Here is a 20,636-nt window from a genome sequence, read left to right as displayed (position 1 = left end):
TGCAGGGGGGACCCTGTGGGAGAGTAGGACGCCGCCGAACAATCATTGTGGGAAAGCCCCGCACCTTCTGGTGCGGGGCTTTTCTGCGTTCAGGGGCGGACCGGGGCTCCTGTAGGGTCAGGGGAGCATAGATTCGACATTTCTACAGTCACAGTGGAGGCCCCCGGGTGGAGGTCCAGGAGACTCGGGTCCAGACTGACCGAATTTTCACCATTCCGAACATCCTCAGCATGGCCCGCCTCGTCGGCGTGCCGCTGTTCCTCTGGCTGATCCTGACCAAGCACGACGGTTGGGCACTCCTCGTGCTCATGCTGAGCGGGATCAGTGACTACCTCGACGGCAAACTCGCGCGCCGCTGGAACCAGATCAGCAAACTGGGCCGGCTCCTGGACCCCGCCGCCGACCGGCTCTACGTCCTGACCACGCTCTTCGGGCTCACCTACCGGGGGATTCTCCCGCTCTGGCTCACCGGCGCGCTGCTGGCCCGTGAGGCGATGCTGCTGGTCATGGTGTGGATCCTGCGCCGGCACGGCTATCCGCCGCCCCAGGTCAACTTCCTCGGCAAGGCCGCCACCTTCAACCTCATGTACGCCTTCCCCTTGCTACTGCTCAGTGACGGTACGGGTTGGTTGGCCTGGATGGCGGCCGTTTTCGGATGGGCGTTCGCAGGATGGGGTACAACGCTCTATTGGTGGGCAGGAATCCTTTACGTGGTGCAAGTCCGCCGTCTGGTCAAGGCGGATACCACGGCCGATTGAGCTCACTCGGCGCAGGTACTGACGCGGAGGAGTAGCGAAGTATCCGTCCGGAGCGGGTGAGGTCGGCCAGACCGTCATCTCTTTAGGAGGACTCTTCCGACATGAAGGCCGTCGTGATGGCCGGTGGCGAAGGAACGCGGCTTCGCCCCATGACCTCAAGCATGCCCAAGCCGCTCCTGCCGGTGGCGAACCGGCCGATCATGGAGCATGTGCTCAGGCTGCTCAAGCGGCATGGGCTCAGCGAGACCGTGGTCACAGTCCAGTTCCTGGCGTCGCTCGTCAAGAACTACTTCGGTGACGGCGAGGAGCTCGGGATGGAGCTCAGCTACGCCAACGAGGAGAAGCCACTCGGCACCGCCGGCAGCGTGAAGAACGCCGAGGAGGCCCTCAAGGACGACACGTTCCTGGTCATCTCCGGCGACGCGCTCACCGACTTCGACCTCACCGACCTCATCCGCTTCCACAAGGAGAAGGGCGCACTGGTCACGGTGTGCCTCACCCGGGTGCCGAACCCGCTGGAGTTCGGCATCACCATCGTGGACGAGGAGGGCAAGGTCGAGCGGTTCCTGGAGAAGCCCACCTGGGGGCAGGTGTTCTCGGACACCATCAACACGGGCATCTACGTGATGGAGCCGGAGATCTTCGACTACGTCGCCCCCGACGTCTCGGTCGACTGGTCCGGTGACGTCTTCCCCCAGCTGATGAAGGAAGGCCGGCCGATCTACGGCTACGTGGCCGAGGGCTACTGGGAGGACGTGGGCACGCACGAGAGCTACGTCAAGGCGCAGGCCGACGTGCTGGAGGGCAAGGTCGAGGTCGAGATGGACGGCTTCGAGATCTCGCCCGGCGTGTGGATCGCCGAAGGCGCCGAGGTCAGCCCGGACGCCGTGCTGCGCGGGCCGCTGTACATCGGTGACTACGCCAAGGTCGAGGCCGGGGCGGAGGTGCGCGAGCACACCGTCGTCGGGTCGAACGTCGTCGTCAAGAGCGGGGCCTTCCTGCACAAGGCCGTCGTCCACGACAACGTCTACATCGGGCCGCACAGCAACCTGCGCGGCTGTGTCATCGGCAAGAACACCGACATCATGCGGGCCGCCCGGATCGAGGACGGGGCCGTCATCGGTGACGAGTGCCTGGTCGGTGAGGAGTCGATCGTCCAGGGCAATGTGCGGGTCTACCCGTTCAAGACGATCGAGGCCGGTGCCTTCGTCAACACCTCGGTGATTTGGGAGTCGCGCGGCCAGGCCCACCTCTTCGGCGCGCGCGGGGTCTCCGGGATCCTGAACGTGGAGATCACCCCCGAGCTGGTGGTGAAACTCGCCGGCGCCTACGCGACGACCCTCAAGAAGGGGGCGATCGTCACCACGGCCCGTGACCACTCCCGAGGTGCCCGTGCCCTCAAGCGTGCCGTGATCTCGGCGCTCCAGGCCAGCGCGATCGACGTGCGTGACCTGGAGAACGTCCCGCTGCCCGTGGCCCGGCAGCAGACCGCCCGCGGCGCTGCGGGAGGCATCATGATCCGCACCTCGCCGGGTGTGCCGGACTCGGTGGACATCATGTTCCTGGACGAGCGGGGGGCGGACCTCTCACAGGGCCAGCAGCGCAAGCTCGACCGCGTCTACGCACGTCAGGAATACCGCAGGGCGTTCCCGGGCGAGATCGGCGACCTCCAGTTCCCGTCGAGCGTGTTCGACTCGTACACGGGCTCCCTGCTCCGGCGGGTGGACACCACCGGTATCGCGGACTCCGGGCTCAAGGTGGTGGTCGACGCCTCGAACGGCAGCGCCGGGCTCGTGCTGCCCAGCCTGCTCGGCCGGCTCGGGGTGGACGCGCTGACGATCAACCCCGGTCTGGACGAGTCCCGGCCGACCGAGACCCACGAGTCCCGGCGCGCCGGACTGGTCAGGCTCGGGGAGATCGTCGCCTCGGCGCGGGCGGCGTTCGGTGTGCGCTTCGACCCGGTCGGCGAGCGGATCTCGCTGGTCGACGAGCGGGGCCGGATCATCGAGGACGACCGGGCGCTGCTCGTCCTGCTCGACCTGGTCGCGGCGGAGAAGCGCAGCGGCAAGGTGGCCCTGCCGGTCACCACGACCCGGGTCGCCGAGCAGGTGGCGGCCTACCACGGCACGCAGGTGGAGTGGACGACGACCTCCCCGGACGACCTGACCCGGGTGGGCCGCGAGGAGACCACGATCTTCGGCGGCGACGGCCGGGGCGGGTTCATCGTCCCCGAGTTCAGCAGCGTCTTCGACGGGTCGGCGGCCTTCGTCCAGCTCATCGGGCTGGTCGCGCGTACGCAGCTCACCCTGAGCCAGATCGATTCGCGGATCCCGCGGGCGCACGTCCTCAAGCGGGACGTGCCCACGCCGTGGGCGGCCAAGGGGCTCGTCATGCGGCGGGTCGTGGAGGCGGCCGGCGACCGGCAGGTGGACACCACCGACGGGGTGCGCGTGGTCGAGGCCGACGGGCGGTGGGCGCTGGTGCTGCCCGACCCGGCGGAGGCGGTCACCCACCTGTGGGCCGAGGGTCCCGACGACGCGTCCGCGCAGGCCCTGCTGGACGAGTGGGCCGCGGTGGTCGACGGAGCCGGCGAGCACTGACCGGTCCCGTACGTGCGGACGTACGGGCATACGGAACGGGACAGGAGTACGGCGGGCCGGGCGCGGGGAGTGACCCCGGCCCGGCCCGCCGGACGGCCGCATTGGGTGTGGGCGGCGCCGACATGCGACGATGTGCGGCATGTCGCAGCCGCCCACCAACCGGAGCTCGGCCACCCCGCCCGCACGCCCGGACGCGTCCATGTCGCTGCTGACGCACGTGATGGACCACAGCCTCGACGAGGGCTATGCGGAAGCCTCCGCCCGCCGTGAGGCCGAGGGGACGTCGGGGCTCCCGCGCACCCTCAAGGCCAAGCTGGCGCTCGCCGCCGGGCTCGTGCTGGCGGCCATGGTCGTGACGCTCGGTGCGGCGCAGGCGCGGGTGGCTGCCCCGGTCCTGGCCAAGGAGCGCCAGGAGCTGATCGACCGGGTCGAGCGGGCCGACCGGCACGCCGACGCCCTGGAGCGGGACATCGAGCGGCTGCGCGCCGAGGTCGCGGACCGCCAGAGCGAGGCGCTCAAGCAGCAGGGCGGCGGGCAGGCCCAGCTGGTGGCGCTGCTGTCGGGTGCAACCGAAGTGCACGGTCCGGGCGTCAAGCTGGTGGTGGACGATGCCAAGGGGGCCTCGTCGGGCGGCGGAAACGGCCCGCGCGAGAGCGCCGGGTTCTCCGACACCGGCCGGGTCCGCGACCGGGACATGCAGCGGATCGTCAACGGGCTGTGGCAGTCCGGGGCGGAGGCGGTCTCGATCAACGGGCAGCGGCTGACGGCGCTGTCGGCGATCCGGGCCGCAGGTGACGCGATACTGGTCGACAACCGGCCGCTGGTGCCGCCCTACGAGGTCCTCGCCGTCGGGGACGGGAAACGGCTCGGCACCGCGTTCCAGGACTCCGTGGACGGGCAGTACCTGCATGTGCTCCAGGAGAGCTACGGGATCCGCTACAGCCTGTCCCCGGTGGAGCAGGTGAAGCTGCCGGCCGCATCGAGCCTGACCGTGCGGACGGCCACAGCAGAAGAGCCGAAGAAGGGTGCGTCGTGATCGCGGTACTGGGCCTCCTGGCGGGAGTGGTGGCCGGACTTCTCGTCCGCCCCGAAGTGCCGGCCGTGGTGGAGCCTTATCTGCCGATCGCCGTGGTGGCGGCCCTGGACGCGGTCTTCGGCGGTCTGCGCGCGATGCTCGACGGGATCTTCGTCGACAAGGTCTTCGTGGTCTCGTTCCTGTCGAACGTGGTCGTCGCCGCGCTGATCGTCTTCCTCGGCGACAAGCTGGGCGTCGGCTCGCAGCTGTCGACCGGTGTGGTCGTCGTCCTCGGCATCCGGATCTTCTCCAACGCGGCGGCCATCCGCCGGCACGTCTTCCGGGCGTGACGCCGATGAGCACGGACCCCACACCGCAGGAACCGGCCCAGGGACCGGCCCAGGGACCTGGCCCGGCCCAGGGACCGGAGCCGGAGCAGAGCGGGCGGCACCGCCTGGCGGCCGGGCTGTGGCCGCCCCGTTTCAGCCGCGCCCAACTGATCGTCGCGCTGCTGCTGTTCGTCCTGGGCCTCGGCCTCGCGATCCAGGTGCGCTCCAACAGCGACTCCAGCGCCCCGCTGCGCGGCGCCCGCCAGGAGGACCTCGTCCGCATCCTCGACGAGCTCGACGGGCGGACCAAGCGCCTGGAGGACGAGAAGCAGAAGCTGGACGACCAGCGCAAGGAGCTCCAGAGCAGCTCCAACCAGGCCGAGGAGGCCCGCAAGCAGACCCTGGAACGCGAGCGCCAACTGGGCATCCTGGCCGGTACGGTGGCAGCACAGGGCCCCGGCATCACGTTGAAGATCACCGACACCAAGGGCCAGGTGCGCTCCGACCAGCTGCTGGACACACTCCAGGAGCTGCGGGCCGCCGGGGCCGAGGCGATCCAGATCAACGGCGTGCGCGTGGTGGCCGGGTCGTACTTCTCGGACGAGGGCGGCGGGGTCGCGATCGACGGTAAGAAGATCACACAGCCCTACGAGTTCAGGGTGATCGGCAAGCCGCAGGATCTGGAGCCGGCGCTCAACATCCCCGGCGGTGTGGTGCAGACCATGGAGAAGGAACAGGCCACGGTCGCCGTCACACGGTCGGCGAAGATCGTTGTGGACGCCTTGCGGGCTGCGAAGCAGCCTGACTACTCTCGGTCGTCATCGCCGTGAGACGGGGCGGAGCGAGGACGGTCCTACGCGGGCTGACGCCTGCGGGGGGTCGGCGCACCGAAGTCGCGGTGCGTGGTGGAAACTGTCTGGTGGTTACGGACGTTGTCAGAATGTCCGGGTCGGCAGGTGTGTGTATGCGGAGTTCGTCCTGCCCCACGGGCGGGTCTGTTTCGGTCAAGGGGAATCGCCCGTGAAGTTGTTTGAGAAGTTGTTCGGCAAGAAGAACCGCGAGGAAAGCGGTACGGCACGTCACCGTGCGGGCCACGGCGAGGGAGAGGGCCAGGGAGACCGGCCGCTCTTCCGCGACGAGGTGGCCGGCCCGGGCGCGCACGGCGCGCCGGCCGCCGGTCCGTCGGGCGCGGGGCGCATAGGCTTCGGAGACCCGGCCGCCCCGAACGCGGGTGGAGGGTACGCCCCCGACCCGTACGCCACCAACGCCTCCGCGGGGCAGCCGCGGCGCGAGGAGCCGTCCATGCCGGCCGAGCAGACGTGCGGCAGGTGCGGGCACCGCAGCGATGCGGCGAGCCGTTTCTGCTCCAACTGCGGGGCCCCGCTGCGGGCGGGCCTGACGCCGGAGCGCGCCTCGGAGACCACGTCCACCATCTCGATCTCGGGCCTGGAGGCGTACGAGGCCGAGGCGACCGGACAGCACGTCGCGCCCTCGCTCTCCCCCGAGGCCCAGGCCGCGGTGGAGGCACTGCCCCCCGGTTCCGCCCTGCTCATCGTGCGGCGCGGCCCCAACTCGGGCAGCCGCTTCCTGCTGGACGGCGAGCTGACCACCGCGGGCCGCCACCCGCAGAGCGACATCTTCCTGGACGACGTCACCGTCTCCCGGCTCCATGTCGAGTTCCGCCGGGGTCCGGAGGGCGGCTTCACCGTCGCCGACGTCGGCAGCCTCAACGGCACGTACGTCAACCGCGAGCCGATCGACTCGGTCGCCCTGCACAACGGTGACGAGGTGCAGATCGGCAAGTACCGGCTGGTGTTCTACGCCAGCCTGCGGGGCGTCTGACCTCCTCCCGGGCGCTGCCCGGGGGGACCTCCGGAGGGAAGGTCCCATGCTGCGCACCCCGACCGGCGGTGCCCCGAAGAAGGGCGCCGCCGGCTCCGCCGGGCAGCTGGTGAGCATCGGCACGGTGCTCACCCTGCTCCGTGACGAGTTCCCCGAAGTGACCATCTCGAAGATCCGGTTCCTGGAGGCGGAGGGGCTCGTCGAGCCCCGGCGCACACCTTCCGGATACCGCAAGTTCAGCACGGACGACGTGGAGCGGCTCGCCCGCGTCCTGCGCCTCCAGCGCGACCACTACATGCCGCTGAAGGTCATCCGCGAGCAGCTCGACGCCCTCGACCGGGGCGAGCCGCTCCGGATCCCGGCTCCGGCCGGGCACGGCGAGTCCGTGGAGGGCGCCGGGCGGTCCGCCGGGCAGGGCGAGGCGGAGGGCGCCCGGCCGACCGTGGCGCGGGTCGGGCGGGCCGAGCTGATCGCCGCCGCCGAGGTGGACGAGGTACAGCTCGTGGAGTGGGAGTCGTACGGGCTCCTCTCCGAGGCGCCCGGCGGCGGGTTCGACGCCGGGGCGGTGGCCGTCGCCCGCCTGATCGCCGATCTCGGCCGGTTCGGGCTCGAACCGCGCCACCTGCGCGGCATGAAGGCGGCGGCCGACCGGGAGGCCGGCCTGGTGGAACAGCTGGTCGCACCGCTGCGCCGGCACCGCAATCCGCAGACCAGGACCCGTGCCGAGGCCACGATGAAGGAGCTGGCGGGGCTCTCCGTACGGCTCCACGAGGCGTTCGTCCAGACCGCTCTCGGGGTGCGGCCGCAGTGAACGGCGACGCCGTGGACCGGCCCCGACTACCCAAACCGGCCGGGCAGGTCCTAGGGTTGCTGTGTGAACGAGCTCGACGTTGTGGGTGTCCGGGTGGAAATGCCCTCCAACCAGCCGATCGTGCTCCTGCGTGAAGTGGGAGGCGACCGGTACCTCCCCATCTGGATCGGCCCTGGGGAGGCGACCGCCATTGCCTTCGCGCAGCAGGGGATGGCACCGGCCAGGCCGCTGACGCACGACCTGTTCAAGGACGTGCTGGAGGCGGTGGGCGAGGAGCTGACCGAGGTCCGGATCACGGATCTGCGGGAGGGCGTCTTCTACGCGGAGCTGGTCTTCGCCAGTGGTGTCGAGGTGAGCGCGCGGCCTTCCGACGCCATAGCGCTGGCCCTGCGGACGGGGACGCCGATCTACGGCAGTGACGGCGTGCTGGACGACGCCGGAATCGCCATTCCCGACGAGCAGGAGGACGAGGTGGAGAAGTTCCGCGAGTTCCTCGACCAGATCTCTCCCGAGGACTTCGGCACGGGCCCGCAGCAGTAGGGCCGGATTCCGTCGAGGCGCGGGCCGCGTCGTCCACCGGGAAATTTCAGCCCATTCGAGTAGCCTTTCCCCGCAAAGGGGTACGGGAAACCACTCTCAGGGTGATTATCACTCGGCGTGCCGAGTGTGGCGATCGTTGACGCACCCCTGGTCACTGCCTACCTTCAAGGTGGCAGGTCAAGGACGGAGGGTCGGCGTGAGGATCACGGGCGACGGTACGACCGGGGGCATCCCCGTACGGAGTGACGGTGTTCCGTCCCCGCTGCTCGGCAGCGGGCCGGGTGCCGCGCACCGTCAGTCGGCGTCGACGCCGGTCGGACCGGTGAACGAGGCCCCGGGACCCGAGCAGGTCGGCTACCGAGGACCGACCGCGTGCGCCGCCGCCGGCATCACGTACCGGCAGCTGGACTACTGGGCGCGTACCGGGCTGGTGGAGCCCAGTGTGCGGGCCGCCTACGGATCCGGGACCCAGCGGCTGTACAGCTTCCGCGACGTGGTCGTCCTCAAGATCGTCAAGCGCTTCCTGGACACCGGGGTGGCCCTCCAGAACATCCGCACCGCCGTACAGCACCTGCGCGGGCGGGGCTTTTCCGACCTGGAGCGCATGACGCTGATGAGCGACGGCGCCACCGTGTACGAGTGCACCTCCCCGGACCAGGTCGTGAGCCTGCTCCAGGGCGGCCAGGGCGTCTTCGGCATCGCGGTGGGCGTGGTCTGGCGCGACGTGGAGAACGCCCTGTCGCAGCTGCACGGGGAGCGGGTGGACACGGGGGAGACGGTGGTCGGCCACAACCCGGCCGACGAGCTCGCCGCCCGCCGCAACCGGGCCGGCTGAGCCCGGGCCCGCGGCCCGTACGGACCCGCCGGCGGGCGGGGGCACGTGAGATCACCCCGTTGTCAGTGGCATAGGGCAGCATCGGTGACGTGAGAACCGCGCCGACCATCCTGCATCTGGACATGGACGCCTTCTACGCGTCCGTGGAGCAGGCGTCCAAGCCCAGCCTGCGCGGGAAGGCCGTGATCGTCGGAGGGCTCGGCCCGCGCGGGGTCGTGGCCACCGCCTCGTACGAGGCCCGGCGCTACGGGGTGCACTCGGCGATGCCCACCGCGCAGGCCCGCCGGCTCTGCCCCAACGGCGCCTACCTGATTCCGCGCTTCACGCTCTACCGCGAGGTGAGCGAGACCGTCATGGGCCTGCTGCGCGAGCTGTCGCCGCTGGTGGAGCCCCTCAGCCTGGACGAGGCGTTCGTGGACCTGGAGGCGGGCGGCCGGGCCTTCGACGCCGCGGACGCCCGGGCCACGGGGGAGCGGCTGCGGGCCGGCATCACGGCCGCGACGGGGCTCAGCGGGTCGGTCGGACTGGCCGGGTCGAAGATGCTGGCCAAGGTCGCCTCCGAGGCGGCCAAGCCGGACGGGCTGCTGCTGATCGAGCCCGGGACCGAGCGGGAACTGCTCGCGCCCATGTCCGTACGGACCCTGCCCGGGGTCGGCCCGGCCACCGGGGAGCATCTGCGCCGGGCCGGGATCACCACGGTGGGGGAGCTGGCCGAGGCCGGTGAGGACGAACTGGTGCGGATGGTGGGCCGGGCGCACGGTGTCGGCCTCTACCGGATGGCGCTCGGTCTGGACGACCGGCCCGTGGTCGCCGAGCGGGACGCGAAGTCGGTGTCGGTGGAGGACACCTTCGACGTGGACCTGCACGACCGGGTGCGGATCCGCTCCGAGGTGCAGCGGCTCGCCGACCGGTGCGTGGGCCGGCTGCGGGCCTCGGGGCACTCCGGGCGGACCATCGTCCTGAAGGTGCGCCGGTACGACTTCTCGACCCTGACCCGCTCCGAGACCCTGCGCGGGCCCACCGACGATCCGGCCGTGGTGCGGGAGGCGGCCGCGCGGCTGCTGGAGTCAGTGGACACCACCGGCGGGGTGCGGCTGCTGGGCGTCGGCGTCAGTGGTCTCGCGGACTACACCCAGGAGGACCTCTTCGCCCAGGCACTCGGTGCCGCGGCGCGGGAAGGGGACGGCGCCCCCGCCGAGGGGACCCGGGAGGCGGAGGAGGCCGAGGGGACGGCCGGTGCTCCAGGAACCGCCGAGGCGCCCGCGGCGGGCGGGGAAGGCCCGCAGGCCGCCGCCCGGCACTGGCCGGCGGGCAGCGACGTACGGCACGCGGTGTACGGGCCCGGGTGGGTGCAGGGCAGCGGCGTCGGGCGGGTCACCGTCCGGTTCGAGCGGCCCGGCTCGCTGCCCGGGCGGGTCCGGACCTTCCTGGTGGACGACCCCGACCTGGAGCCCTCCGACCCCCTGCCCCTGGTGGGACGGCCGGCCCCCTAGTGGGGCTCCGGCGGAGGGAGGTGGAATTCGGCCGGCAGGGCCACGTCCAGGCCGTAGTGGTGGTAGAGCTGGAGCTCCTGCTCGGGCGAGAGGTGGCGGCCGACGCCGAAGTCGGGGGCCTCCTTGATCAGGGAGCGCTCGAAGGGGACCCGCAGCACCTCTCCGACCACCTCGCTCGGCTCCAGCGGTACGAAGGCGTCCCGGCCGAAGAGGCCGGTGCGGACCGCTGCCCACTCGGGGACGCCCGTGGCGTCGTCGAGGTAGACCTCGTCCACGGTGCCGATCTTGGCCCCGTTCCGGTCGAACGCCTTGCGGCCGATCAGGCTGCGCGGATCGATGTCGGTCTGCACGGTCCCTCCACATGGTCGCAGTCATCCGTAATGACTACAAAAGTGCATATTCCGATGGGGGGCCACTCGAGGGAGGGTCCAGATCCTCGCTGGTAGGCTGGGTGATGGCTGTTGACCCTGTGCGGGAGAGTCCTCCGAATGAGTTCGCCGGAGGCGCCGAAGGAGCAAATCCTCCCCGGAATCTCTCAGGCATACGTACCGCACGCGACGAGGCCACTCTGGAAAGCAGGAGCGGGTGCCGGGCGCGCAGTGCCCGTCCCACTCCTCACCGACGGTGAAAGCCGGACGACGGGCGATCCCCGAGACTCCGGTGAAGCTCTCAGGTTGAGATGACAGAGGGGGAGGCCGTCCGGGTGCCCGCGCCGTGGTGCCCCTCGCAGGTCATACGACCAGGAGGCCTCCGTAATGACCGCCAACCGCATTCCGCTCTCCCAGCTCGAACAGGGCATCCCCTTCGAGCAGCGTCACATCGGCCCGGATGCCGAGGCGCAGGCGAAGATGCTCGCCCAGGTGGGCTACGGCTCCCTCGACGAGCTGACCGCCGCCGCGGTACCGGATGTGATCAAGACCGCCGAGGCGCTGAACCTCCCCGAGGCGCGGACCGAGGCCGAGGTGCTCGCCGAGCTGCGCTCGCTCGCCGACCGCAACGAGGTCCTGACCTCGATGATCGGCCTGGGCTACTACGGGACGTTCACCCCGCCGGTGATCCTGCGCAACGTCATGGAGAACCCGGCCTGGTACACGGCCTACACCCCGTACCAGCCGGAGATCTCGCAGGGCCGCCTGGAGGCCCTGCTGAACTTCCAGACGGTCGTCGCCGAACTGACCGGTCTGCCCACCTCCGGCGCCTCCCTGCTCGACGAGGGCACCGCCGCCGCCGAGGCCATGACGCTGGCCCGCCGCGTGGGCAAGGTCAAGGGCGACGTCTTCCTCGTCGACGCCGACGCGCTGCCGCAGACCATCGCCGTCATCGAGACCCGCGCCGAGCCGATCGGTATCGAGGTCGTCGTCGCGGACCTCTCCGAGGGCATCCCCGCCGAGATCGCCGAGCGCGGCGTCTACGGCGTGCTCCTGCAGTACCCGGGTGCTTCCGGCGCCGTCCGCGACATCAAGGCCGTCATCGACCAGGCCCACGAGCTCGGCGCGATCGTCACCGTCTCCGCCGACCTGCTCGCGCTGACCCTGCTGACCTCCCCGGGCGCCCTCGGCGCCGACATCGCCGTCGGCACCACCCAGCGCTTCGGTGTCCCGATGGGCTTCGGCGGCCCGCACGCCGGCTACATGGCCGTCCAGGCCAAGCACGCCCGCTCGCTGCCCGGCCGCCTCGTCGGCGTCTCCGTGGACGCGGACGGCAACAAGGCGTACCGCCTGGCCCTCCAGACCCGCGAGCAGCACATCCGCCGCGAGAAGGCCACCAGCAACATCTGTACCGCGCAGGTCCTGCTCGCCGTCATGGCCGGCATGTACGCCGTTTACCACGGCCCCGACGGCCTGAGGACGATCGCCCGCCGTACCCACCGCTACGCCGCGCTGCTCGCCGCGGGCCTGACGGCCGGCGGGGTCGAGCTGGTGCACGGCTCCTTCTTCGACACCGTCACCGCCCGGGTGCCCGGCAAGGCCGCCGAGGTCACCGCCGCCGCCCGCGAGGCCGGGGTGAACCTGTACCAGGTGGACGCCGACCACGTCTCGGTCTCCTGCGACGAGACCACCCTGCGCGCCCACATCGAGGCCGTCTGGGCCGCCTTCGGCGTCTCCGCGGACATCGAGGCCCTGGACGGGACCGCCGCCGACGCGCTCCCCGAGGCCCTGCTGCGCTCGGACGCGTACCTGACCCACCCGGTCTTCCACCAGCACCGCTCCGAGACCGCGATGCTGCGCTACCTGCGCAAGCTCTCGGACAAGGACTACGCGCTGGACCGCGGCATGATCCCGCTGGGCTCCTGCACCATGAAGCTCAACGCGACCACCGAGATGGAGCCGGTCACCTGGCCCGAGTTCGGCCAGCTGCACCCCTTCGCCCCGGCCGAGCAGGCCGGCGGGTACCTCACGCTCATCAACGAGCTGGAGGAACGTCTCTGCGAGGTCACCGGCTACGACAAGGTCTCCATCCAGCCCAACGCCGGCTCCCAGGGTGAGCTCGCCGGCCTGCTGGCCGTCCGCGCCTACCACCGCGCGAACGGCGACGAGCAGCGCACCGTCTGCCTGATCCCGTCCTCCGCGCACGGCACCAACGCGGCCAGCGCCGTGATGGCCGGCATGAAGGTCGTCGTCGTCAAGACCGCCGACGACGGTGAGGTGGACGCCGAGGACCTGCGCGCCAAGATCGAGCAGTACCGCGACGAGCTGGCCGTGCTCATGATCACCTACCCGTCGACGCACGGTGTCTTCGAGGAGCACGTCGCCGACATCTGCGCCCAGGTGCACGAGGCGGGCGGCCAGGTCTACGTGGACGGCGCCAACCTGAACGCCCTGGTGGGCCTGGCCAAGCCGGGTCACTTCGGCGGCGACGTCTCGCACCTGAACCTGCACAAGACCTTCTGCATCCCGCACGGCGGCGGCGGCCCGGGCGTCGGCCCGGTCGGTGTCCGGGCGCACCTGGCCCCGTACCTGCCGAACCACCCGCTCCAGCCGGCCGCCGGCCCGGAGACGGGCGTCGGCCCGATCTCGGCCGCCCCGTGGGGCTCGGCGGGCATCCTGCCGATCTCCTGGTCGTACGTGCGCCTGATGGGCGGCGAGGGCCTCAAGCGCGCCACGCAGGTGGCGGTGCTCGGCGCCAACTACATCGCCAAGCGCCTGGAGCCGCACTACCCGGTGCTCTACACCGGCCCGGGCGACCTGGTCGCGCACGAGTGCATCATCGACCTGCGCCCGCTGTCGAAGGAGACCGGCGTCAGCGTCGACGACATCGCCAAGCGCCTGATCGACTACGGCTTCCACGCCCCGACCATGTCCTTCCCGGTGGCCGGCACGCTCATGATCGAGCCGACGGAGTCCGAGGACCTGGTCGAGATCGACCGGTTCTGCGACGCGATGATCGCCATCCGCGCGGAGATCGAGCGGGTCGCGGGCGGCGAGTGGCCGGCCGGTGACAACCCGCTGGCCAACGCCCCGCACACGGCGGCCGCGCTGGGCGGCGAGTGGAACCACCCGTACACCCGCGACGAGGCCGTCTTCCCCGGCGGCGTCTCCGCCGCCGAGAAGTACTGGCCGCCGGTGCGCCGGATCGACGGTGCCTTCGGCGACCGCAACCTGGTGTGCTCCTGCCCGCCGCTGGACGAGTACGACAACTGACACCACGCCGAAGGGGCCGGTCCCGGAGCTTTCCGCTCCGGGACCGGCCCCTTCGGCCGTTCCGTCCGTGCTGCTCCCGTGGCGCTCAGGCCGCCGCGAGCGGGCGGTGCGGAGCGATGATCTTGCCGTCCGGGAGCAGTTCACCGGTGTCCTCGAAGAGCAGGACGCCGTTGCACAGCAGGCTCCAGCCCTGTTCCGGGTGGTTGGCCACCGGGCGCGCGGCCTCCCGGTCGGCGGAGTCTGATGACGGGCAGGCAGGCTGGTGCTGGCACATGGATGCGTTCTTTCGCTGCGGTGTGGTCTGTTCGCTACGGCTCGATGCGTGATTCATGGCCGTCCCCCTGGGTCGTCCCCGCACCTGCGGGGAGGATGTCCTCAGTCTTCCCCCATGACGGCTGCTTCGCAGGGATTTCCCGGCAGCAGTCCTCATGGATGGAGGACGCATCACTCGTGCGGGCGGTTCAAGCCAACTGCCCTGTCCTTTTGGATGGTTCGTACCTGGTCCCGGAGGACTAGGCCGACTGGGTGATTCGGGTCAGCCCGGCGAATAGGGGCGACATTCCGGGGCACGGCCCGCCGGTACGGGCCGCGCCATGGACCCGAGCGGGAGCTTCAGGCCGCCGGGGCCGCCACGGTGGGCGGCGCGGGCGGGGTCGTGGAGGTCAGCCGGCGGGTCAGCACGGGCAGCAGTTCCGTGAGGGGATACGGCCGGTACGGGGCGATGCCGGGCGGCGCCGGTGCCAGCGGCACGAGCAGGTCGGCCGCCGCGGGCAGCCCGGCGGCGGCGTCGGCGCCGACCGCCCCGTGTAGCCACAGGGTGAGCATGTACAGCTCGGGTACGGACAGCAGCCGGGGCTGGTAGTTCTTGCCGAGCTGCTCCGCCTGCCGCAGGGCGCGCTCGGTGGCGGCGACGTAGGGGCCCTCGAAGAAGTGCGAGAAGGCCCAGCCGTCCGGGGTGAGGCGGGTGTCGGCCGCCGCCACGAAGCGGTCGCCGCTGCGGATCAGGAACCGCCAGCCAGTCAGGCGGGTACGGGGCGGCCTGCCGCCGGCCGCGCGGCCGGACATGCTCAGGCGGTCGAGCACGTGGACCGGGAGGGGGAGCTCGGCGGTCATCGGGCCCTGGACCGCGCGCAGGGCGGGGGTGTGTGCCTCATGCACCGCGGTGGGGGAACCGAGTGCCGCGAGGACGCTGCGCAGGGCGGGCGCGGGGGCCGGGTGGACATGCAGCGGCATAGTGGGTCGCCTCTCACTTGGGAGACCTGTGGTGCGGGGGAAGGTGCGGGACGGCGCTGTCGCATTCTGGGGTCAGAGGTGGGCATTGGGGCAATGGCCGCGCGCCAACTCTCTGCCTCGTTTGCGGAGTTTATACGACATGTGTTCATGCAGTGTTTCGGCTAGCTGTCCCGCCCCTTGCCGACAAGGCGCTAACCGGTCCCGCTGTCATGGTATTCATGCCGTACACGCGTGAAGAACCCGCGCTGACCTCGGAGGTTACCGGAAAGGGGCTCGGCTGGAAAGTGCCGGTAATCGCCAACCGGTAATACCCCTGCGGTCATTGCGAAATGCGGGTTGCCAGGTGAATGTGCCGGAGCCCCATCCGGCCACACCGGCGTGCGCTCCCCGCCAAGCCGCTCCCCGCCGCGTTATCGATCACGGCCCCTGGGCATCATCGACCGTAACGTGCGCCCGGGCCGGACCGGGCCCGCTCCAGGAGGGACGCTTCGATGGGGGAGAAGGTCGTGGCAGGCGGATTCGACCTGTCCGATCGGCATCGGTACCGGAGGAAGCTTCACGAGTGCCTGGAGGGACTGGAGCGGCTTCTGGCGGAGAAGAGGTTCGACCGCCCCAAGAACATGATGGGACTGGAGATAGAGCTGAATCTCGCGGGTGCCGACGGTTTGCCGCGCATGGTGAATGCGCAGGTTCTGGAGCGGATAGCGAGCCCTGATTTCCAGACGGAACTCGGAATGTTCAACCTGGAGGTCAACGTCCTCCCGCACCGGCTCGACGGCCGGGTGTTCGACCAGCTCGCGGAGGAGCTGAGCGCGGGCCTGCACTACGCCCACCGGCAGGCCGAGGAGATCGAGGCCGGGGTGGTCATGATCGGGATCCTGCCCACGATCACCCGCGCCGACCTGGCCCTGGCCAACCTGTCGGCCGTGGACCGCTACTCGCTGCTCAACGAGCAGATCCTGATGATGCGCGGCGAGGACTTCCGGCTGGACATAGAGGGGGTCGAGCGGCTGACCTGGAGCACCGGTTCGATCGTGCCGGAGGCCGCCTGCACCTCCGTACAACTGCACCTCCAGGTCACCCCGGCGCGGTTCTCGGACGTGTGGAACGCCGCCCAGGCCGTCACCGCCGTCCAGATAGCGCTGGGGGCCAACTCCCCCTTCCTCTTCGGCCGGGAGCTGTGGCGCGAGTCCCGCCCGCCGCTGTTCACCCAGGCCACCGACACCCGTCCGCCCGAGCTCCAGGCCCAGGGGGTACGGCCGCGCACCTGGTTCGGGGAGAAGTGGGTGGACTCTGCGTACGAGCTCTTCGCCGAGAACGTCCGCTACTTCCCCTCCCTGCTGCCGATCTGCGACGAGGAGGAGCCGCTGCGGGTGCTCGCCGAGGGCGGGGTGCCGAGCCTCCAGGAGCTGGTGCTGCACAACGGCACCGTCTACCGGTGGAACCGGCCCGTCTACGGGGTGGCCGACGGGATGCCGCACCTGCGGGTGGAGAACCGGGTGCTGCCGGCCGGGCCCACCGTCGCCGACGTCGTCGCCAACGCCGCCTTCTACTACGGTCTGGTGCGCACCCTCGCGGACGAACCGCGCCCGGTGTGGACGCGGATGCCCTTCGCGGAGGCCGAGGCCAACTTCGACGCCGCCTGCCGGTACGGGATCGACGCGCGCATCCGCTGGCCGCGCAAGGGCCGCGCCGGGGGGGCTGGTGAGCGTGCCGGCCGTACGGCTGGTGCTGGACGAACTGCTGCCGATGGCCGCGGCGGGCCTGGACGCCTGGGGCATCGAGCCCGCCGACCGGGACCACTACCTGGGGATCATCGAGGAGCGGTGCCGGCGCCGGGTGAACGGGGCGACCTGGCAGGTGGACACCTACCACCGCGCCCGCGCCGGCGGACTCGACCGGGACGCCGCCCTGGCGGCCACCACCCGCCGCTACAGCGAGCTGATGCACCGCGGCGAGCCCGTGCACACCTGGCCGGTCGGGCTGGAGGAGCAGGAGGTGGACGCCGGCGCCGCCGCCCGCCGCTGAACGGCCGTCCCGGTGCTCCCGTCCGGCCCCCGAGGAGGCAGTATGGGGTGATCGGAGCGTGACGGACGGGGCAGGACGGGAGTCGGGGCGTGCGGACGGAGCCGGAACCGGTGGTCGTGGAGCCGCGCGAGGACGAGCGGCGGGGCGTCCTGCGCACCGAGACGCTGCTCGTGCTCGCCCTGTCGCTGGGCGCGAGCGGGGCCTCGGCGCTGATCAGCTTCATCGGCTCCCTCACCAAGCCGGGCGGGCTCAAGGACCAGGCCGCCACCCTCAACGGCTCCTACGCCCCCGGGCGGCCCTGGCTCGACCTGGCCTGGCAGCTGTTCGGGATCGCCACCGCCCTGGTGCCCGTGCTGCTCGTTGCCCACCTGCTCACCCGCGAGGGGGCGCCCGGGCTGCGGGTGCTGGGCTTCGACCGCACCCGGCCCGGCCCGGACCTGGCCCGGGGCGCCCTGGTGGCCGCCGGCATCGGCAGCGCCGGGCTGGCCTTCTACCTGGCGGCACGCGCGACGGGCTTCAACCTGACGGTCGTACCGGAGGCGCTGCCCGACGTGTGGTGGAAGTTCCCGGTGCTGATCCTCTCCGCCGTGCAGAACGCCGTGGTGGAGGAGGTCATCGTGCTGGCCTACCTGCTGCGCCGGCTCGGCCAGCTGGGCTGGTCGCCGACGGCCGCGCTGCTGGCCAGCTCGCTGCTGCGCGGCTCGTACCACCTCTACCAGGGCATCGGCGGGTTCGTCGGCAACATGGTGATGGGCGTGGTCTTCGTCCTCGCCTACCGGCGCTGGGGCCGGGTCGGGCCGCTGGTCGTCGCGCACGCGCTGCTCGACATCGTGGCCTTCGGCGGGTACGCGCTCCTCGCGGGCAAGGTCGGCTGGCTGCCGACGCCCTGACCCTCAGGGCGAGGTGTGCAGTTCGCCGTCGATGACGGTGACCGCGTGACCGGTCAGCAGCGTGCGGTCGCCCGCGAGGCGGACCCGGACCAGGCCCGTGCGGGCCCCGCCCTGGAGGCCGGTCAGCTCGGTACGGCCCGTGCGGGCCGCCCAGAACGGGGCGAGGGCGGTGTGCGCGCTGCCGGTGACCGGGTCCTCGTCGATACCGAAGGCGGGGAAGAAGCCCCGGCTGGCGAAGTCGTACCCGCGGGCGGGGTCCTCGGCGGGGGCGGTGACGATCACCCCGCGGCGGGCGTAGCCGCGCAGGGCCGCGAGGTCGGGGGTGAGCTCCCGTACGGTCCGCTCGTCGGCCAGCTCCACCAGCAGGTCCCCGATGTGCGCGGACGTGTCGTGCACCGAGACGACCGGTGCGCCCAGCGCGCTGACGATCTCGGGGTCCGGCTCGGCCGGGGTCAGGGACGAGGTCGGGAAGTCCAGGGTGATCGTGCCGTCCGCGGCGGCTTCGGCCGTGAGGATGCCGCAGCGGGCGGTGAAGCGGATCAGGCCCTCGGCGAGGCCGCTGGTGGCCAGGGCGTGTGCGGTGGCGAGGGTGGCGTGGCCGCACATGTCGACCTCGGCCGTGGGGGTGAACCAGCGCAGCGCCCAGTCCGCGTCGCCGCCGGGCGGCAGGGGGTGGGCGAAGGCGGTCTCGGAGAGGTTGACCTCGGCGGCGACCTGCTGGAGCCAGGCGTCCGGGGGGAAGGGGCCGTCGAGGAGGAGGACACCGGCGGGGTTGCCGTGGAAGGGGCGGTCGGTGAAGGCGTCGATGATTCGGATGCGCATGGGCCGACGGTAGGGGGGTCGCCGGGGCCGGCGCCAAGGCCAATCGGGGACGACTGGCCTCGGCCGGGGGCCCGGCGGTGGGGCGGTCAGGTGCGGGACAGGGCCTTGGTGCCCGAGAGGAGGGGGATCAGGGTGTAGTTCCCGTCCCCGGAGCCGCAGGCGGGGGTGGTGTCGGCGGTACGGGAGACCTTCGTGCCGGTGGTGAAGCGGCCGTCACCGCTGGGGGGCAGGAAGGTGGTGAAGTGGTCGGCGAGGCGGCCGTAGTAGTACTGGCACTGCTGGAGGTTGAGGTAGCGCCCGGCGGTGAGGTCCAGCGCCTTGACGGAGGACAGCAGGGGCACCAGCTGGTAGAGGCCGCGCCCGGGGCCGCAGGAGACCTGGGTGTCCGGGGTGTCGGAGACGTTGGTCCCGGCGCTCCACTCGCTGCCGCGGTTCTGGGCGATCACGGTGAGGTGGTCGTGCTGGAGGTCGGAGTAGTAGACGCACTGGTGCAGGTTCAGGTAGCGGCCGGAGCCCAGGTCGAGGGAGTGCAGGGCGGCCCAGGGAGGGACCGTCGTGTAGTTCCCGTCGCCGCTCCCGCAGGACAGGGCCCCGTCGGGGTCGCCCGAGATGTTCGTGGCCGCCGTGAACCGGCCGTCGCTGCCGGGTACCACCGTCGTGAGGTAGTCGACCCCCGGGGTGGGGGCGTACACGCACTGGTGCAGGTTGAGCGTGTTCCCCGCCAGCGGCCGCACCTCGTCGGCGGTGGCCGGGGCCGGTAGTACGGAGAGCAGCGCGGCGGCGACCGCTGTGGCGAGCCATGTCCTGATCCGGCCCTGGTGGCGCACGGATGTCCCCTTTCTTTGGCTTCCCGTGGATTCGCGGGGCAAGAACAGCACGTATGGACGAGCGTCGCCTAGGAGTCCGCCTGGCAATCCATCCCAAAGGATGCAGGTGGGAGCGGTGTTGACGCCCTCCCGTCCGGCTCTCGTAGCAGCCTTCTACGATAGCTTCCGATATATCGTTGACGCATCGCGATGGATCAGCGATAGTGGAACACGTCAAAGACAGACACAAGACGGAAGGAGCGCAGTGATGCGTTCACGCGGACAGCACGACCACGGACATGAGCACGGACGGGGTCACGGCCACTGCGGGCCGGACCGTCGGGAGGAGTTCAGGGGGCTGCGCGCGGCCTTCGGGCCGTTCGGGCCCGGATTCGGCGGCGGGCCCTTCGGCGGAAGGGGCGGGCGCGGCGGCCCGCGCGGGAGGGCGCGGCGCGGCGACGTGCGCGCGTCCATCCTGGCGCTGCTCGCCGACCGGCCCATGCACGGCTACGAGATGATCCAGGAGATCGGCGAGCGCAGCGGCGGGGCGTGGAAGCCCAGCCCCGGCTCGGTCTACCCGACCCTCCAGCTGCTGGAGGACGAAGGGCTGATCAGCAGCGCGAGCGAGGGCGGCAAGAAGCTGTTCACGCTCACCGACACCGGCCGCACCGAGGCGGAGTCCGGCCCGGACGCCCCCTGGGCGGACGCCGGGCGCGGCTTCGACTTCGAGGCCATGCACGAGGTCCGTGCCGCCGGCGTCGGGCTGATGGAAGCCTTCGGGCAGGTCTTCAAGACCGGCACGCCCGAGCAGCGCGAGAAGGCCCTCGCGGTCATCAACGACGCCCGCAAGAAGCTGTACCTGATCCTGGCCGACGAACACTGACCGGGCCCTGGCCCGATACGGGGCGGCGGGGGGGGCCGCGGGGGGCGGGGGCGGCGCCGCCCCCGCGCGGGGGGGGGGGGGGGGGCGGGCCCCGCGGGGGGGCCGGCCGC

The 20,636-nt window shown here is 71.4% G+C and carries 18 protein-coding genes, 1 pseudogene and 1 riboswitch; of the genes and pseudogenes, 14 read left to right on the top strand and 5 right to left on the bottom strand.

Annotation, left to right across the window (positions count from 1 at the left end; all coding sequences use genetic code 11):
- Positions 1–167 precede the first annotated feature (167 nt).
- The 10 genes from ABZ716_RS24495 to ABZ716_RS24450 all read left to right on the top strand — a co-directional run bounded on the left by ABZ716_RS24495 (position 168) and on the right by ABZ716_RS24450 (position 10,223).
- Positions 168–758, top strand: a complete 591-nt coding sequence (locus ABZ716_RS24495; RefSeq protein ID WP_358814664.1) for a CDP-alcohol phosphatidyltransferase family protein — start codon at positions 168–170, stop codon at positions 756–758.
- A 101-nt stretch (positions 759–859) separates the two neighbouring features.
- On the top strand, positions 860–3,358 hold the full coding sequence (locus tag ABZ716_RS24490) for a mannose-1-phosphate guanyltransferase (protein WP_358814663.1): 2,499 nt from the start codon (positions 860–862) through the stop codon (positions 3,356–3,358).
- A gap of 130 nt (positions 3,359–3,488) precedes the next feature.
- Positions 3,489–4,394, top strand: a complete 906-nt coding sequence (locus ABZ716_RS24485; protein WP_358814662.1) for a DUF881 domain-containing protein — start codon at positions 3,489–3,491, stop codon at positions 4,392–4,394.
- Complete coding sequence (locus ABZ716_RS24480; protein ID WP_030010496.1) at positions 4,391–4,723, top strand: small basic family protein; 333 nt, start codon at positions 4,391–4,393, stop codon at positions 4,721–4,723. Before ABZ716_RS24485 ends, ABZ716_RS24480 begins: the two co-directional genes overlap by 4 nt.
- A 5-nt stretch (positions 4,724–4,728) precedes the next feature.
- Positions 4,729–5,532 carry a DUF881 domain-containing protein gene (locus tag ABZ716_RS24475; RefSeq protein ID WP_358961714.1) on the top strand — a complete coding sequence of 268 codons (804 nt, stop codon included), beginning with the start codon at positions 4,729–4,731 and terminating at the stop codon, positions 5,530–5,532.
- A gap of 130 nt (positions 5,533–5,662) precedes the next feature.
- Positions 5,663–6,544, top strand: coding sequence for an FHA domain-containing protein (locus tag ABZ716_RS24470; protein WP_358961712.1), 882 nt, complete (start codon positions 5,663–5,665; stop codon positions 6,542–6,544).
- 46 nt (positions 6,545–6,590) lie between these two features.
- Entirely contained in the window at positions 6,591–7,355 is a 765-nt protein-coding gene (locus ABZ716_RS24465; protein WP_358814659.1) for a MerR family transcriptional regulator, read from the top strand.
- A 63-nt stretch (positions 7,356–7,418) separates the two neighbouring features.
- Positions 7,419–7,895, top strand: a complete 477-nt coding sequence (locus ABZ716_RS24460) for a bifunctional nuclease family protein (RefSeq protein WP_042812692.1) — start codon at positions 7,419–7,421, stop codon at positions 7,893–7,895.
- A gap of 196 nt (positions 7,896–8,091) precedes the next feature.
- The gene (locus tag ABZ716_RS24455; protein ID WP_358961710.1) at positions 8,092–8,730 is read left to right on the top strand and encodes a MerR family transcriptional regulator; all 639 of its coding nucleotides are present in this window, start codon (positions 8,092–8,094) and stop codon (positions 8,728–8,730) included.
- Positions 8,731–8,819: 89 nt separating this feature from the next.
- Positions 8,820–10,223, top strand: coding sequence for a DNA polymerase IV (locus tag ABZ716_RS24450; RefSeq protein ID WP_358961707.1), 1,404 nt, complete (start codon positions 8,820–8,822; stop codon positions 10,221–10,223).
- Here ABZ716_RS24450 and ABZ716_RS24445 read toward each other — a convergent pair.
- The gene (locus ABZ716_RS24445) at positions 10,220–10,573 is read right to left on the bottom strand and encodes a PRC-barrel domain-containing protein (protein ID WP_358814656.1); all 354 of its coding nucleotides are present in this window, start codon (positions 10,571–10,573) and stop codon (positions 10,220–10,222) included. The two genes, ABZ716_RS24450 and ABZ716_RS24445, sit on opposite strands and share 4 nt — an antisense overlap.
- 112 nt (positions 10,574–10,685) lie before the next feature.
- A riboswitch (glycine riboswitch) is annotated at positions 10,686–10,784 on the top strand.
- A 194-nt stretch (positions 10,785–10,978) separates the two neighbouring features.
- Here ABZ716_RS24445 and gcvP point away from each other — a divergent pair.
- On the top strand, positions 10,979–13,864 hold the full coding sequence (gcvP, locus tag ABZ716_RS24440; protein ID WP_358961704.1) for an aminomethyl-transferring glycine dehydrogenase: 2,886 nt from the start codon (positions 10,979–10,981) through the stop codon (positions 13,862–13,864).
- A gap of 85 nt (positions 13,865–13,949) precedes the next feature.
- On the opposite strand, the gene ABZ716_RS24435 is transcribed toward gcvP, so the two are convergent.
- Complete coding sequence (locus ABZ716_RS24435; protein WP_045948997.1) at positions 13,950–14,138, bottom strand: DUF5999 family protein; 189 nt, start codon at positions 14,136–14,138, stop codon at positions 13,950–13,952.
- Between the two features lie 338 nt (positions 14,139–14,476).
- On the bottom strand, positions 14,477–15,097 hold the full coding sequence (locus ABZ716_RS24430) for a hypothetical protein (protein ID WP_358814654.1): 621 nt from the start codon (positions 15,095–15,097) through the stop codon (positions 14,477–14,479).
- Between the two features lie 491 nt (positions 15,098–15,588).
- Here ABZ716_RS24430 and ABZ716_RS24425 point away from each other — a divergent pair.
- Together ABZ716_RS24425 and ABZ716_RS24420 are read left to right on the top strand one after the other, a co-directional pair.
- Positions 15,589–17,125, top strand: a pseudogene (locus ABZ716_RS24425) (glutamate-cysteine ligase family protein).
- A gap of 89 nt (positions 17,126–17,214) precedes the next feature.
- Complete coding sequence (locus ABZ716_RS24420; RefSeq protein ID WP_358814652.1) at positions 17,215–18,015, top strand: CPBP family intramembrane glutamic endopeptidase; 801 nt, start codon at positions 17,215–17,217, stop codon at positions 18,013–18,015.
- A 3-nt stretch (positions 18,016–18,018) separates the two neighbouring features.
- Here ABZ716_RS24420 and ABZ716_RS24415 read toward each other — a convergent pair whose 3' ends face one another.
- Both ABZ716_RS24415 and ABZ716_RS24410 read right to left on the bottom strand, forming a co-directional pair.
- Entirely contained in the window at positions 18,019–18,837 is an 819-nt protein-coding gene (locus ABZ716_RS24415; RefSeq protein ID WP_358961702.1) for a PhzF family phenazine biosynthesis isomerase, read from the bottom strand.
- Positions 18,838–18,923: 86 nt separating this feature from the next.
- On the bottom strand, positions 18,924–19,664 hold the full coding sequence (locus ABZ716_RS24410) for a hypothetical protein (RefSeq protein ID WP_358961700.1): 741 nt from the start codon (positions 19,662–19,664) through the stop codon (positions 18,924–18,926).
- Positions 19,665–19,911: 247 nt separating this feature from the next.
- Between ABZ716_RS24410 and ABZ716_RS24405 the strand changes: the two genes are divergently transcribed.
- Positions 19,912–20,526 carry a PadR family transcriptional regulator gene (locus ABZ716_RS24405; RefSeq protein ID WP_358814649.1) on the top strand — a complete coding sequence of 205 codons (615 nt, stop codon included), beginning with the start codon at positions 19,912–19,914 and terminating at the stop codon, positions 20,524–20,526.
- The last annotated feature ends 110 nt before the right edge of the window (positions 20,527–20,636 follow it).

Origin of the sequence: Streptomyces sp. NPDC006687, assembly GCF_040636215.1 — a bacterium.
Lineage (GTDB): Bacteria > Actinomycetota > Actinomycetes > Streptomycetales > Streptomycetaceae > Streptomyces.
Note: the sequence above shows the minus strand (reverse complement) of the source record. Positions and strands in the feature narration are given on the sequence as shown.